Source organism: Kocuria aegyptia (assembly GCF_039530085.1).
GTDB lineage: Bacteria > Actinomycetota > Actinomycetes > Actinomycetales > Micrococcaceae > Kocuria > Kocuria aegyptia.
Map to the genome: position 1 here is coordinate 141,535 of NZ_BAAAOA010000014.1, position 14,002 is coordinate 155,536.

Here is a 14,002-nt window from a genome sequence, read left to right on the forward strand (position 1 = left end):
CCGCAGGGTTGTTCCCGCGCATGTGCGGGCACTTACCATCTGAGCCATCCACCAGGCCCGGTCGGCCGTGGCAGAGCGAAGCGGGGAACTTCATGGTCCGGTCCAACCGAGTCGGCACGGCGGTCGGGGGTGTCGCCCTGACGGCACTGCTCCTCACCGGGTGCGGCACTGACGACGACGGCGCCGCGGCGTCACCTTCCAGCACGGCCTCATCAGCTGCGGCGACCTCGTCGGAGGCCAGCCCGGACGCCACTCCTGCTGACTACGTGCCTGCCTCGCTCGACGGCCCCGCGCAGAACGTGCCGAAGCCCGTCATGCCGGACCTGGCGAGGGAGGAGTCCCGGGACGGGGCGCAGGCGTTCCTCGACTACTGGTCCGACGCCATGTGGTATGCCCATCAAACTGGTGATGCAACATATGCCCGTGAAATCATTAGCGGCGCCTGTGATATCTGCATGGAGCAGCTGGAATTTGTGGAAGATGTTTATGCCGATGGCGCTTGGTTTGTTGGTGGTCGAGAGAATCCTGTAATCCAAGACGCGATCATTCAACGTTATTCGGACGGAGTGTATAAGCCGGTTGTCCTTACGAGTGCTGAAGGGTTGAAGCTTGTCGAAAGCAATGAAGTTACATATGAAGCCCACCCGCGCACCGGTCAGGGGGATCCATTCCCTGTTTACTTGGATTATTCTCAAGGATCGTGGGTGTATATAACCGCTGCAAATCTGTCGGGAGCAGGGCAGTACAGTGAGTAGGGGCACAATCTCCGGGGTCATTATGCTGTTTATACTTTTCCCCCAAGTTGCGAGCGCTGAAGCTCTCGGGGAGGAGGGTGACTGGGCAGATAAAGCGACTCGGCTAAATAGTGGATATTCCATGCATGGTCAGCGCAATGCCGATATCTCGAAATCGACGACTGCTGTTGCAGACGGGGACAAGATGAAACTGGAGGTCCGGCTCGACGAGGGGCCGCCGATCATGGTTGGCAGTGATCAAGAGCAAGGTCCAGTGACAGTGGGTACCATGCCGGTTGACTACGACCCCGACGAGGACCCCGCCTTCCAGAAAGCGCTCCGCCAGTACCTGAAAGACCAGGGGATCGACCGGCCGTTCAACCCCGACACCATTGCGCAGTCGAAGTCTCAAACCTTCGGTCTGCAGAACCCGTGCACCAACCGGACCGGCGACATCCTCGAGGACTGCCTGGCGGAGCGGGACTGCACCACGGCCGACGGTGCTGAGGGTGTCTACATGAACGTCGTGGTGCGACAGGGGGACGGCCCCAGCACGCCGTGGGGAGAGCCCATGTGCGTCTCGGTCGCCGAGGCGGAGGGCGGCGAGGAGATCGTGGAGCTGCCGACCTTCACCCTGCAGGACTTCAGGACCCTGGCCGTCGCGCCCGCGGCCAGCGCCGTCCAGCCCGCGCCCGACACGCTGAGGGGGATGCACACCAATGTCTGGGCGGAGGCCCGGGCCCAGCAGTTCAGCACCGAGCTGGGCGGGTTCCCGGTGCAGGTACGGGCCGTCCCGGTCCAGTACGCGTGGGACTACGGTGACGGCTCCGCACTCGGGCCCACCGAGCTCAGCGGCGCCCCGCTCGCGGAGGGGGCATGGGACGTGGAGACCGACACCAGCCACGTCTACACCGAGACCGGCGACTACGCGGTCTCGCTCACCACCTGGTTCGCCGGCGAGTACTCGGTCGCGGGCGGCCCGTGGCTGCCCGTGGCGGGGCTCAACGACGTGGCGAGCGCCCCCGTGCCGATCAGCGTCTGGCGCTCCACGGTGCGCAACTACGCGGACGACTGCCTCGAGAACCCGCAGGGGACGGGCTGCTGATCTCCGCGCGGACCGGTACGCCGTCGGATCCTGGTGAGATGATCGATGCACATGGTTCCCCGGTCCCGGGCGAACCCGTCAGCGGTCCCGCCGGTGCTCGCGCGCCTGGCGAGGAGAGGGGCGGAACAGTGACGATCTCCGGTCCGTGGGTGCTCCACTACAGCTGGGGCTGCACCGACGACTACGGCAGGGTGACTTTCGCGTTCAATCCGGACGGCACCTTCTCGGGCGGCGGCTTCTCCGGCGCCTGGCGGCAGCACGACGGCACCCTGCTGCTGCGCTTCGCCGACGGCCCCGCGCAGTACGGCGGCACGGTCACGGGCAGTGCAGGGACAGGGGCGATGTCCTCCTTCGACGGCTCACCGGGCGGCTGCTGGTACCTGGTCAGGCAGGGTCCCGGCGGTCGACCGGAATCCGTGGACAGCAGTGCCGGGCAGCCGGCGGACGTGGCCGGGCGGCGGCTGGACTCCGTGGGGACGGCGCCCGGTGAGCCGGGCTCCACCGGGACGGCGCCCGGTGAGCTGGACGCCGCGGGCAACCGGATCTGATGCGGAGGGGTGGGGAAGCGATGACCACGGACCACGGACACCGGCACGGGCACCGGCGCGGACACGGACCGTTCTGCGGGGTGATCCCGCCGTACGTGCACGAGCAGATGGCGGTGCACGGGGACGAGCAGACCCGCAGGAACGCCCTGGCCGCGCTCGCCGTGGACACCACGGTCCGGGCGGAACGGCTGATCGCGGACCTGACCGCTCGAGCCGTCGCGGCGCAGGCGGCCGCCCACAAGGAGCGCAGGGTCCACTCGGCGGGCAACACCGCCGAGCTCCCGGGGACGCTCGTGCGCTCGGAGGATGACCCCGCCAGCGGGGATCCTGCCGTGGACGAGGCGTACGAGGGGCTGGGCTCCACGTTCGACCTCCTGCAGGAGGTCTTCGGGCGCAACTCCCTCGACGACGCCGGCATGCCCCTGATCGGCACGGTGCACTACCAGGACAAGTACAACAACGCGGCCTGGGACGGCCGGCAGATGATCTTCGGCGACGGGGACGGCCAGTACTTCAACCGCTTCACCGCCGCCGTGGACGTCATCGGGCACGAGCTGGCGCACGGCATCACCACGCACGAGTCCGACCTCCTGTACATGCACCAGTCCGGGGCGCTCAACGAGCACTTCTCCGACGTCATCGGGGCCATGGTCAAGCAGTACGTGGCCGTCCCCCGGCAGACCGCCGCGGACGCCGACTGGATCATCGGCGCCGGTCTCTTCACGAGCACCGTCAACGGGGTGGGCCTCCGCTCGATGAAGGCACCCGGCACCGCGTTCGACGACGCCGTGCTCGGCAAGGACCCTCAGCCGGACCACATGTCCCGCTTCGTGCACACCCTGGACGACAACGGTGGGGTGCACATCAACTCCGGCATCCCGAACCGGGCCTTCTACCTCGCGGCGACCGGGCTGGGCGGCCACAGCTGGGACAGGGCGGGCCGCATCTGGTACGCCGCGATGCGGGATCCCGGACTGCGGAGCCTGCGGTGGGCCGCGCAGTTCAAGGACTTCGCGGGCCTCACGCTCAAGCACGCCGCCGCCCTGTTCGGACCCGCGGAGCAGACCGTGGTGGCGGACGCCTGGCAGCAGGTGGGGGTCACCCCCGAGACCATCCGGTCGGTGGGTGCGCTCGCGGACGAGTGGGTGCTCCACTACAGCTGGGGCTGCACGGACTCCTATGCGCGGACGGACCTGATCTTCCACGAGAACGGCTCGTTCACCGGCGAGCTCTCCGGCCGGTGGCACCAGCAGGACGGCACCCTGCTCCTGTCCTTCGACGCCGGAGCGGCGCGCTACGCCGGCACGCTCGCGGGCGACGTCGCCACGGGCGCCATGTCCACCTTCGACGGCGCGGAGGGCTGCTGGCGCCTGACCCGGAAGGGCGCCACGGGTATAGTCGGGAACTGATTCCCCACCGGCCCCGCCGGTCCCCGCGCGGGTCCGGCCCGGGCCATCCGCGTCCTACGGAGGGACGGTGCCGTTCATGGCGAGAGTCAGCTACCGCCTCGAGGGAGGCATCGCGTACTTCCCCGGCCTGGCGGTGGAGCGGAGCTTCGAAATCGAGTCCCTGCCCCGAGCGCAGCAGGACGCGCTCCTCGGCCTCTTCGAGACCGTCCGTGCGCACCGGCTGGGATCTTCCGCGCCGACGACCCGCCACGGCACGGCCGACCAGCAGTCCTACGTGATCGAGGTCCAGGAGAGCTCCGGCGTCCGGCGTCTCGTGGTGAGCGAGTTCGACCAGGACCCGGCGGCCCAGGAACTGGTGGCGCGGCTGCGGGACTGCGCCGACCAGTGCGAGCCCGGGAGTTCCTGAGCCGGGTTCCTGCCGGCCCTCCGGGGTGGCCTGCCGCTCTGCTTCAGCTCGTGTTCAGCAGGAGCTGGTTGGCTGAGTCGTGCGAGCGGATCCCCGGGACACAGGGAGAAGCTGACGGTCCCGGTCGAGGAGTGGAGAGCCGCGATCGGGACCCGTCCCGGAGACCGGGCCCCGCGCGCGTCCGAGGAGTTCGCGCGCGGGGCCCGGACCCTCGCCCACAGGGGGGGAGGCCCGTAGAGTGCGAGTCCCGGCGCCGCCGGCGGACACCGCCGCCCGGTGCGCACGGCAGGACATCCCGCTCGAAGCGCCGCCCCGACCACATCGGAGAACACTGTGCCCGTCAGCGCCACCGACTACGCCCACGTCCGGCTCACGGTCACCGACATCGACCGGTCCCGCGCCTTCTACGACGCCGTCTTCGGCTTCCCGGTCGCCTTCGAGGCTCCTCCGGCGGACGCCGACCAGGAGACGAGGGACCGGCTGTCCTTCCTCTTCGGCGGCGTCATCTACCAGTTCGGCGGTGGCCTGCTGGGCCTCCGGCCCGTGGCACCGGACGGGGACCGGCACGACACGGACCGGGTGGGACTGGACCACCTGTGCTTCACCGTGGCGTCGCAGGCCGACCTGCAGGACGCCGTCGTCGTGCTGGACGACCTGGGGATCGCCCACGAGGGGATCAAGGACATCGGTGTCGGCCACATCCTGGAGTTCCGGGACCCGGACGGCATCGCCCTGGAGCTCCACGCCCCGGCCGCCGCCGCGCAGGGCTCCTGAGCTGCGCGGCGACTCATTCCTGTCCCATGGACTCCGCCCACTCGGCCACCCGGGCGCTGCTCTGCTCCTCGGAGAGGTCCTCGACCCGGGTCATGACCGACCAGCGGACGCCGAACGGGTCCCGGATGCTGCCGTAGCGGTCGCCGGAGACGAACGTGCTGACGGGCTCACGGACCGTGGCGCCGGCGGCGACGGCGCGCGCCACCGCGTCGTCGACGTCCGGGACGTAGAGGCCCAGCGAGTAGCAGTCGTCGTCGCCCGCGGGCGGGGCCACGAGGTGGAAGGCGGGGTTCACCTCGCCCAGCTGGAACCGCCCGTTGCCGAGGTCCAGGGTTGCGTGCACCACGACGGGGGTCCCGTCCGGCCCGGGCATGTCGGTGCGGTCGACGAGGACGGCCCCGAAGGTGCGGGTGTAGAAGTCGATCGCCGCGGCCGCGCCGACCACCGCGATGAAGGGGGTCAGGGACGTGAACCCGTGCGGCGTCCCGTCGGTGGTGTGCGCTCCGGTGACCCCGCGGAGACTCTGCTCTGTGCTCATGCCCCGAGCCTAAGGACCGGGGAGCGGCCGGTCTTGAAGATTTCCGCCACCTCCGGATGGCTACGCTCGTGCCATGAGCGAGCCGCCCACCACACGGGGCCACCTCACCCCGGGACCGCATGCCACGGTCGTGCGCCTGCCCGCGCCCGACGACGTCGCCCACCTCGTCCGGCAGCTGTGGATCCCCGAGTGGGACCTGCCGGCGGGGGAGCGGGCCGAGCAGCTGGTGCTGGGCTATCCGGCGAGCAACGTGGTGGTCGAACCGGACGGTGTGGCGCTGCACGGGCCCACGAGCCGCGCCTCCACCCGGGTGCTCACGGGCCGGGGCTGGGCGGTCGGCGCGCTGCTGCGACCGGCGGGGGTCCTGCTGTTCACGGAGCGCCCGGCGGACCTGCTCGACCGGTCCGCGCCTGTCCGTGCGCCCGGACTGCGCTCGGCCGTCGCGGAGGCCATGACGGGGTCCGACCCCGACGACCGGCACGCACGGGCGGCGGCCCTGCTCGCGGACCACGTCCGGCTGCTGGCGGCGGAGGTGCCCCCGGCGGCGGCGCGGGACGGTGCCGTGGCCAATCGGATGGTCGACCTCCTCGAGGCGGACGCCGATGCGCGGAGCCCGGCCGACCTGGCCCGGCAGCTGCACGTGTCGGAGCGCTCGCTGCAGCGGCTCGCGGCCCGGTTCGTGGGGATGCCGCCGCAGCTGCTGCTCCGTCGTCGCCGGCTCCAGGAGGCGGCCGAGCGGATGCGCGCGGACCCGGCCGCGGACCTCGGGGCCCTCGCCGCGGAGCTGGGCTTCGCCGACCAGTCCCACCTCACCCGGGAGTTCCGGTCGGTCCTCGGTGCCACCCCGCGCGGCTACGGCCGCGCGCGGTCCGGCCGAGAGGGGGGATGAAACGTCCCGGCGTGCCGGTTCGGAGGACGGTGACGTGCCTGCAGTCCATGATCCCGGGGGCAGTTCTGTCACGGGTGTGAGGAACGAGACAGCGGAGGCGCAAATAACTCCGCGAGATCTTCCGTTGACACGGAAAGCACCAGTTCCCTGATGAAAGGTCTCCCCGTGCCGAACTCCACCTTGTCCACTCCCTTCAGCCTCGGCTCCCTCGAGCTGCCGAACCGTCTCGTCATGGCGCCGCTCACCCGGATGCGCTCCGGCCGTGACGGCGTTCCCGGCGAGCTCAACGTGGAGCACTACGCCCAGCGTGCCTCGATGGGTCTCATCGTCACCGAGGGCACCTACCCCGACGTGGCGGGGCAGGGCTTCGCCTATCAGCCCGGCATCGAGACGCCGGAGCAGGTCGAGGGCTGGCGCCGTGTGGCCGAGCGCGTCCACGCCGCGGACGGCCGGCTGTTCATGCAGGTCATGCACGCCGGGCGGGTCACGCACCCGGACATCAACGGCGGTTCCCAGCCGGTCGCCCCGAGCGCTGTCGCGGTCGAGGGGAGGACGCACACCTACCAGGGCAAGGCCGACTACCCCGTTCCGCACGCCCTGACCGCCGAGGAGCTGCCGGCCGTGGTGGAGTCCTTCGTCCGGGCCTCGCGCAACGCCATCGAGGCGGGCATGGACGGCGTGGAGATCCACGGCGCCAACGGCTACTTGCTGCACGAGTTCCTCGCACCCGGCGCGAACCAGCGCACCGACGAGTACGGCGGCTCCCCGCAGAACCGTGCCCGCTTCGTGGTCGAGGTGGTCCGGGCCGTGGCCGCGGCCGTCGGCGCGGAGAAGGTCGGCCTGCGGATCTCGCCCGAGCACAACATCCAGGACGCCTGGGAGACGGACCACGAGGACGTCCGGGCCACGTACGCCGCTCTCCTCGACGGCATCGGGGATCTCGGCCTCGCCTACCTCTCCGTCCTGCACAAGGAGCCGGCGGGGGAGTTCGTGCAGGGGCTGCGCGCCCGCTTCGGCGGCGCCTTCCTGGCCAACAGCGGCTTCAGCGACGTCCCGACCACCCGCGAGGAAGGTGTGCAGCTGATCGAGGAGGGCGTGGCGGACGGCGTCGTCGTCGGCCGCCCGGCGATCGCGAACCCGGACCTGGCGCGGCGCTGGGCGGAGGGCCTGCCGGAGAACGTGCCGGACCCGCGGACCTTCTACACACAGGGCGCCGAGGGCTACACGGACTACCCGTTCGCGCAGGTCTGAGGGGCTCCCGCGTCCCGCTCGGCCGTGCCGGGCGGGACGCGTCCCGGACCTCGGCGGTGATCCAGGGCACTCCTTAGCCTGTCGGAGCCGGCTGGGGGCATGAACCATGGCCGCCACCACCGCCGTTCCGCCGCGAAGCCTGGAGGACGCCCTCCGGGAGGAGACGGACCTGGCCGAGATCGGCGAGGAGTTCTCCGACGGCGTGCGGGCGCTGGTCGAGGAGTCCCGTGCGGAGGCCCGGGCCGCGGGGCGCTAGTACCGGCTGCTCCACCGGCTCTGGCAGCTGCAGGAAGAGGCCAGGGAGCAGCGCTGGATGGTGGAGGCGCACTGGATGCGTCCCGGGGCGGACCGGCTGGGCCCGCACTCCCTCGAGCCCGATGAGCAGACGTTGCGGGACGTGGCCGATGAGATCGGCCCGGCTCTCCGGCTGCCTGCGGGCACCGCCCTGCGCCGTGTCGAGGACGCCGTGCTGCTCGCGGAGTCCCTGCCCGAGGTCCTCGAGGCGCTCGAGCAGGGCCTGGCGGGAGTCCGGCAGGCGGGGGTGCTCGTCGAGCTGTGGCGCGAGCTCGTGCGGGACGCCGATGGTCTCCCTCCGCAGCTGCAGGCCCCGGTCCGGAGCGTCCGCCGGATCGTCGACGAGCTGCTCCTGCGGGCACCGGACAGCACCGCGGCTCAGCTGCGCGCCTACGCACGCCGGCGCCGCGCGGGTCTGCTGCGGGAGACCGAGGAGCAGCGACACCGGTTGGCGCTGCGGGACCGGCGTGTGTGGGTCGAGCCCCGGGAGGACGGCATGGCGCAGCTGTGCGCCCTCCTGGACGCAGCCACCGCCCATGCGATCCAGGACCGCCTCGACACGCTGGTCGATCGCGCGGACCCCGCGGTCCCTGCGGCCCCGGTCGAGGTCGTCGCGACGGGGGCCTCGGCGACGCCCGCGTTGCCGCCCACGGCCGCGTCGGACGGCGGGCCGTCCGGTGTCGATGCCGGGACCACGGGGCGCCGCACAGTGCCCCAGCTGCGGGCCGACGTGCTGGCGGACCTCCTGCTCGACGGCGAGCCCGCCGATCTGCCCGGCCATCTGCGCGGCATCCGCGGGCATGTGACGGTCACCGTGCCCGTTCTCGCGCTCCTGCGAGACGCACGGGAGGGGCTCCCCGGTTCCGTCGAGGGCCTGCCGGGCACCTTCCCCTGCGCGGAGCTGGAGGGCTACGGGCCCATCCCGGTCGGTCTGGCCGAGCGGATCGCCGCACGCGCGCCGTCCTGGTCGCGGATCCTCACCCATCCCGTCACCGGGACCGTCCTGGACCGGGACCGCAGCACCTATGCCGTGCCCGCGGATCTCAAGCGCCGTCTGCGGGCCAGGGACGGCACGTGCCGTTTCCCGGGTTGCCGGCGCCGGGCATCGCGCTGCGACCTCGACCACACCGTCGCCTGGGCGGACGGTGGACGGACCTCGGCGGACAACCTCGCGCACCTGTGCCGGCACCACCACCTGCTCAAGCATCGGGACGGCTCACTCGGCCGGTGGCGGGTGGAGCACGTGGCCTCCGAGCGGCTGGAACCCGGGCACCTGCACGCCGAGCCGCTGGACCCCGGGCTGCTGGGCCCCGGGTACGTGGAACGCGGGCGCATCGAGCCTGTGCGATCGGAGCATCAGTACCGGCGACTCGGACGCGGCACGGTGCCCCGGTCCCCACTCGACGCTCGGGTCCGGATCGCGAGCCGCACTGTGTCTTGGACTCCGGTTCCCGGTCCGGTCCTCGACCCGCTCCGGCCGGCGACCCACCACCGTTCTGACCTCCTGAAGCCGGACCCGCCCGTACGCACCGACGGCCAGGCCTCCCGGTAGGCGCCCACGACCGGACAGCCCGCGGGGCGATCCGCGTCCGACTCCGCTGACCAGGAGGCGGGCCCTCCGGGTAGCGTGTGGGACATGACGACCGCACCCATCAGCACCCTCCTGGGGTCCGCCGCCCGTGTGCCGTTCGCCCTGCTCAAGCAGTTCCGGCCCCAGCGGCCCATCCACTCGGAGGGCGTCGGGCTCGAAGGCGTCCTGACCCGGGCAGGCGGCGGCACCAGCGGCATCCGCTGGATCGACGAGGCCGGTGAGGACCCCGTGCGGGCCCGGTTCTCCCGCTCTTTCGGCCTCCCGCAGGGCTGGCCCGACATCCTGGGCCTCGCCCTGCGCTGTCCCGTGCCGCCCTCCGGGCAGATGGGGGGCCGCAGCGACGGCAGGGCCGACATCCTCCTCGCGACCGCCGGGAGCGGGCGGTTCTCCCGCTTCGTCCCGACCTTCCACCGTCACGTGCCGGACAGCGCTTTCGCCTCCTTCATGCCCTACCGCGGTCTCGACGGCCCCGTGCTGGTCGCTGCCCACCCCGAGCCGCGCGCGGAGCGCCTGCCGGCCCGCCCCGACCTCTTCCGGGCGTCGATCGCCGCCGAACCATGGGCTCTCGGGATGTACTGGGCCACGCCCCTGGGTCCGTGGCAGCGTTTCGGGACGGTCGAGCTCGGCCCCGGCGTGCCGTTCGGGGACGACGAACGCTTCGATCCCCTGCTCAACGTCCCCACGGGCGCTGAGAACTACGAGTGGACCTGCCGGCTGCGGGAGCCGTCCTACACCCTGGCCCGCGCACCGCGAGGGCAGTTGCGCCGGGCGTAGAATCGGCCCATGGGACTGAGACTGAGCCCGGCATCCAGCACCGCGGCCCTCCGCCGCCACGCCCTCGTGGAGTCGCCCATCGGCCCGCTGGCTCTCGTCGAGGAGGCGGGGGCGCTCGCGGCGCTCTCCGTCGAGGCAGCACGCCAGGGACCGGTTCCTGCCTCCTTCGGGGCGCGCGACGACGGCCTCCTCCCGGAGGTCCGCGAGCAGCTCGGCGAGTACTTCGCGGGACGGCTGCAGGATTTCGACGCCGACGTCGTCCTCCACGGGACACCGTTCCAGGTGCGGGTGTGGAACGCCCTCGCGCAGATCCCGTACGGCACGACCGGTACTTACGGGCAGGTGGCCCGCGCCATCGGGGCGCCCCGCGCCGCCCAGGCGGTTGGGGCCGCCAACGGCCGCAACCCCGTCAGCCTGCTCGTCCCGTGCCACCGCATCATCGGCGCCAACGGGCGGCTCACCGGCTACGCCGGCGGCATGGAGCGCAAGGAGTTCCTGCTGCGCCTCGAGGGCGCACTGCTCTGAACTCCCACCGCTGACGCGCCACAGGAGGACCCATGACCCGTCTCGACGACCTCGCCACCGCCAATCTCGAGAAGGCGCGGGCCTCCGGCGCCGGGCGCAGCGCGGAACTCGTGGTCCACGACGGCGTGCTGCGCCAGACGGTGATGGCTCTGTGCGCCGGCAAGGAGCTCCCCGAGCACGTCTCCCCGCCCGCCGCCACCCTGCAGCTGCTCCGCGGCCGGGTGCGGGTGCTCAAACGTGGTCAGCTCGCCGAGGAGCTCACGGCCGGGGAGCTGCTGTCCCTCACCGACTCCCGCCACTCGGTGGAGGCCCTGGAGGACTCGGTGTTCCTGCTGACCACGGTCTCCCGGCCGTCGGACGGCTACGATCCCCGGGTGGCGTGACCTCGGCGCCCGGGCTCGGGTCGGGGGATGCGGCGCCCGGGTTCAGAACGCGTAGCGGACCTCGCAGTACGGCAGCTTCTCGTGCAGCAGGTCCAGGAACTGCTCCAGGTACTGCTGCTTGTCCCGGAACCGGTACCGCACGTTCAGGGCCCCGTTCTGGGAGCGCTTCGTCTCCTGGAGGTCGGGGCGCCACAGAACTTCCTCGGCCTTGGGGTGCCACTGCGTGTTGACCTCGTGCAGCTGGGCGTTGTGGGTCAGGAAGATGACCTCCGAGGCCAGCTGCTCCTTGGCCGCCGTGCTCAGGCCGTCGTCGAGCTGCTCGAAGAGCTCGGCCCAGTCCTCCAGCCACGTGTCGGTGACGATCACCGGCGAGAAGTTCACGTGCACCTCGTACCCGGCCGCCACGAAGTCGTCGATGGCGGCGATCCGCTCCGGCACCGGCGTGGTCCGGATGTCCGTCAGCTTGGCCAGGTGCGCCGGCATCAGTGAGAACCGCACCCGGGTCCGTCCCTGCGGGTCCCAGTCCAGCAGCTCCCGGTTGACGTACTTCGTGGCGAAGGACGCCTTGGCCGTGGGGTGGAGGCGGAACAGGTCCACGAGGTCCTGCACGTTGTCGCTCAGCAGCGCGTCCACCGAGCAGTCGCTGTTCTCCCCGAGGTCGTAGACCCACGCGTGCGGGTCGCACTGGTTCGGCTCCGGCTTGCTGCCCTGCCGGCGGATGTGCCGGTCCAGGTAGCCGGTGATCTGCTCGATGTTGGCGAAGACCGTCACCGGGTTGCTGTAGCCCTTCCGGCGGGGCACGTAGCAGTAGGCGCACGCCATGGCGCATCCGTTGGCCGTGGACGGCGCGATGAAGTCCGCGGACCGGCCGTTGGGCCGGGCCGCCAGCGACTTCTTGACCCCCAGCACCAGGGCCTCGCGCTTGATCCGCACCCACCGCCGTGCGTTGGTCTCGTCCCCGTGCAGCTCCGGGATCTGCCAGTGGCTCGGGACCTCCACCAGGGTGGCCTCCGGCCACCGTTCGAGGACCTGCCGCCCCCGGGGCAGCTCGGCGGCGGCCGGCTCGTAGTAGATGCGGGTGATGTCCAGCATGGACGGTTCCGGGGGCATGGGAGCGAGTCTAGGAACCGCCTCCGACAGCCGGTGGGCAGCGGCCGTCCCGGCGAGGGACGGTGGACTTCGTCCCTGACGGCGGCCAGGATGGCATCACGGTCCGACCGCACCGACCGCACCGACCGCGAAGGAGCTCCTGCATGAAATCCTTATGGCTCGACACGTACGAGGTGCCGTCGGCCGCGTCGGACGAGTTCGTCCCCGGGGCGCACTACGACACGGTCGTGGCGGGTGCCGGCCTGACCGGGCTGACCACCGCGGTGCTGCTGGCCCGTGCGGGCCAGCGGGTCGCCGTGCTCGAGGCCCGCTCCGTGGGGGCCGCCACCACGGGCAACACGACGGCGAAGCTGTCCCTGCTGCAGGGCACCACGCTCTCCCAGATCCACCGGCACCAGTCGGACAAGGTGCTGCGCGCCTACGTGGACGGGAACCGAGAGGGTCAGCAGTGGCTGATCCGCTACCTCGAGCAGCGCGGGGTCCCCTTCCAGCGCCGCGCCGCCTACACCTACGCCACGACGTCGAAGGGCGCCTCCGCCCTGCGCAAGGAGCTCCAGGCCGCGCACATCGCCGGCCTGCACGTGAACTGGACCCGCGACACCGGCCTCCCCTACAAGGTCTCCGGTGCCATCACCATGCCGGACCAGGTCCAGTTCCACCCCATGGAGGTGCTCGGCGCCCTCGTCACCGAGCTGCGGGAGCGCGGTGGCACGCTCGTGGAGGGCGTCCGGATCACCGGCGCCGGGCTCCGCTCGCCCCTGACCGTGCGCACCTCCGAGGGATCGGTCCGCGCGGACCGGCTCGTGCTCGCCACCGGCATCCCCGTGCTCGACCGCGGCGGGTACTTCGCCAAGCTCTCGCCGAGCCGCTCCTACGCCCTGACCTACCGGGTCCCCGGCGCTCCGGAGTCGATCCCGTCGGGCATGTACATCACCGCGGACAGCCCCGGGCGCACGCTGCGCACCGTGCCGGTCGACGGCGAGGAGCTGCTGCTCGTGGGTGGCAACGACCACGTGGTGGGGCGTTCCGCCTCTCCGCAGGCGGCCGTGGACGACCTCGAGGAGTGGACCCGGCGCCACTTCCCCGGCGCGCAGCGCACCCACGCGTGGGCCGCCCAGGACTACCGCTCCGTCAACCTCGTCCCGTTCATCGGCGCCCTGCCGCGGGGTGGCGGCAACATCTACGTCGCCACCGGCTACAACAAGTGGGGGATGAGCAACGCCGTCGCCGCCTCGATCGCGCTCAGCGCCGAGATCCTCGGGGGCAGCGTGCCCTGGGCCGAGACGCTGGGCCGGCGGCTGACCTCGCCGTCGGACGTCCTGAGCGCCCTGAAGCTCAACGCGAGCGTGGGGATGCACATGTCCAAGGACTGGACGGGGGCCGAGCTGTCCGAGCTGCCGGACGCGCCGCCCGCGGAGGGTGAGGGCATCGTCGGCCGGGAGAAGGGCCGGCCCGTGGGGGTGTCCACCGTGGACGGGGCCACCTGCAAGGTCTCCGCGGTGTGCAGCCACATGCACGGCGTGCTGCACTGGAACGACGCCGAGCGGTCCTGGGACTGCCCGCTGCACGGCTCCCGGTTCGCCGCCGACGGCACCCTGCTCGAGGGCCCCGCGGTCAAGGACCTCCCCCGGGTCGGGACCTGAGCCCGGCCCTCGGACGAGACGGGGGGGG

16 protein-coding genes are annotated in these 14,002 nt (G+C 71.7%); 14 read left to right on the top strand and 2 right to left on the bottom strand.

Annotated features, from left to right (window positions below; all coding sequences use genetic code 11):
- Positions 1 to 92 precede the first annotated feature (92 nt).
- The 6 genes from ABD220_RS06115 (at position 93) to ABD220_RS06140 (ending at position 4,976) form a co-directional block, all read left to right on the top strand.
- A complete protein-coding gene (locus ABD220_RS06115; protein WP_344120750.1) occupies positions 93 to 755 on the top strand; it encodes a DUF6318 family protein in 663 nt (220 codons plus the stop codon).
- Between the two features lie 268 nt (positions 756 to 1,023).
- The gene (locus ABD220_RS06120) at positions 1,024 to 1,839 is read left to right on the top strand and encodes a PKD domain-containing protein (protein WP_344120752.1); all 816 of its coding nucleotides are present in this window, start codon (positions 1,024 to 1,026) and stop codon (positions 1,837 to 1,839) included.
- A gap of 128 nt (positions 1,840 to 1,967) precedes the next feature.
- Positions 1,968 to 2,387, top strand: a complete 420-nt coding sequence (locus ABD220_RS06125) for a hypothetical protein (RefSeq protein ID WP_344120754.1) — start codon at positions 1,968 to 1,970, stop codon at positions 2,385 to 2,387.
- Positions 2,388 to 2,407: 20 nt separating this feature from the next.
- Complete coding sequence (locus ABD220_RS06130; protein ID WP_344120756.1) at positions 2,408 to 3,796, top strand: M4 family metallopeptidase; 1,389 nt, start codon at positions 2,408 to 2,410, stop codon at positions 3,794 to 3,796.
- 76 nt (positions 3,797 to 3,872) lie between these two features.
- Positions 3,873 to 4,202 carry a protealysin inhibitor emfourin gene (locus ABD220_RS06135; RefSeq protein WP_344120758.1) on the top strand — a complete coding sequence of 110 codons (330 nt, stop codon included), beginning with the start codon at positions 3,873 to 3,875 and terminating at the stop codon, positions 4,200 to 4,202.
- 333 nt (positions 4,203 to 4,535) lie between these two features.
- The gene (locus ABD220_RS06140) at positions 4,536 to 4,976 is read left to right on the top strand and encodes a VOC family protein (RefSeq protein ID WP_344120760.1); all 441 of its coding nucleotides are present in this window, start codon (positions 4,536 to 4,538) and stop codon (positions 4,974 to 4,976) included.
- 13 nt (positions 4,977 to 4,989) lie between these two features.
- Here ABD220_RS06140 and ABD220_RS06145 read toward each other — a convergent pair whose 3' ends face one another.
- On the bottom strand, positions 4,990 to 5,514 hold the full coding sequence (locus ABD220_RS06145) for a VOC family protein (RefSeq protein ID WP_344120762.1): 525 nt from the start codon (positions 5,512 to 5,514) through the stop codon (positions 4,990 to 4,992).
- Between the two features lie 73 nt (positions 5,515 to 5,587).
- Here ABD220_RS06145 and ABD220_RS06150 point away from each other — a divergent pair, with 73 nt between their 5' ends.
- The 7 genes from ABD220_RS06150 to ABD220_RS06180 all read left to right on the top strand — a co-directional run bounded on the left by ABD220_RS06150 (position 5,588) and on the right by ABD220_RS06180 (position 11,221).
- On the top strand, positions 5,588 to 6,403 hold the full coding sequence (locus ABD220_RS06150) for an AraC family transcriptional regulator (protein ID WP_344120764.1): 816 nt from the start codon (positions 5,588 to 5,590) through the stop codon (positions 6,401 to 6,403).
- A 150-nt stretch (positions 6,404 to 6,553) separates the two neighbouring features.
- On the top strand, positions 6,554 to 7,654 hold the full coding sequence (locus ABD220_RS06155; protein WP_344120766.1) for an alkene reductase: 1,101 nt from the start codon (positions 6,554 to 6,556) through the stop codon (positions 7,652 to 7,654).
- Positions 7,655 to 7,760: 106 nt separating this feature from the next.
- Positions 7,761 to 7,910, top strand: a complete 150-nt coding sequence (locus tag ABD220_RS06160; protein WP_344120768.1) for a hypothetical protein — start codon at positions 7,761 to 7,763, stop codon at positions 7,908 to 7,910.
- A gap of 57 nt (positions 7,911 to 7,967) precedes the next feature.
- Entirely contained in the window at positions 7,968 to 9,500 is a 1,533-nt protein-coding gene (locus tag ABD220_RS06165; protein WP_344120770.1) for an HNH endonuclease signature motif containing protein, read from the top strand.
- Positions 9,501 to 9,584: 84 nt separating this feature from the next.
- A complete protein-coding gene (locus ABD220_RS06170) occupies positions 9,585 to 10,313 on the top strand; it encodes a hypothetical protein (protein ID WP_344120772.1) in 729 nt (242 codons plus the stop codon).
- 9 nt (positions 10,314 to 10,322) lie between these two features.
- The gene (locus tag ABD220_RS06175) at positions 10,323 to 10,838 is read left to right on the top strand and encodes a methylated-DNA--[protein]-cysteine S-methyltransferase (RefSeq protein WP_344120773.1); all 516 of its coding nucleotides are present in this window, start codon (positions 10,323 to 10,325) and stop codon (positions 10,836 to 10,838) included.
- Between the two features lie 32 nt (positions 10,839 to 10,870).
- A complete protein-coding gene (locus tag ABD220_RS06180; RefSeq protein WP_344120775.1) occupies positions 10,871 to 11,221 on the top strand; it encodes a cupin domain-containing protein in 351 nt (116 codons plus the stop codon).
- Between the two features lie 42 nt (positions 11,222 to 11,263).
- Here the strand turns inward: ABD220_RS06180 and ABD220_RS06185 are convergent, their stop codons facing one another.
- Positions 11,264 to 12,313, bottom strand: coding sequence for a spore photoproduct lyase family protein (locus ABD220_RS06185; RefSeq protein WP_344120776.1), 1,050 nt, complete (start codon positions 12,311 to 12,313; stop codon positions 11,264 to 11,266).
- Between the two features lie 161 nt (positions 12,314 to 12,474).
- Between ABD220_RS06185 and ABD220_RS06190 the strand changes: the two genes are divergently transcribed.
- The gene (locus ABD220_RS06190; protein WP_344120778.1) at positions 12,475 to 13,974 is read left to right on the top strand and encodes an FAD-dependent oxidoreductase; all 1,500 of its coding nucleotides are present in this window, start codon (positions 12,475 to 12,477) and stop codon (positions 13,972 to 13,974) included.
- Positions 13,975 to 14,002: the final 28 nt, after the last annotated feature.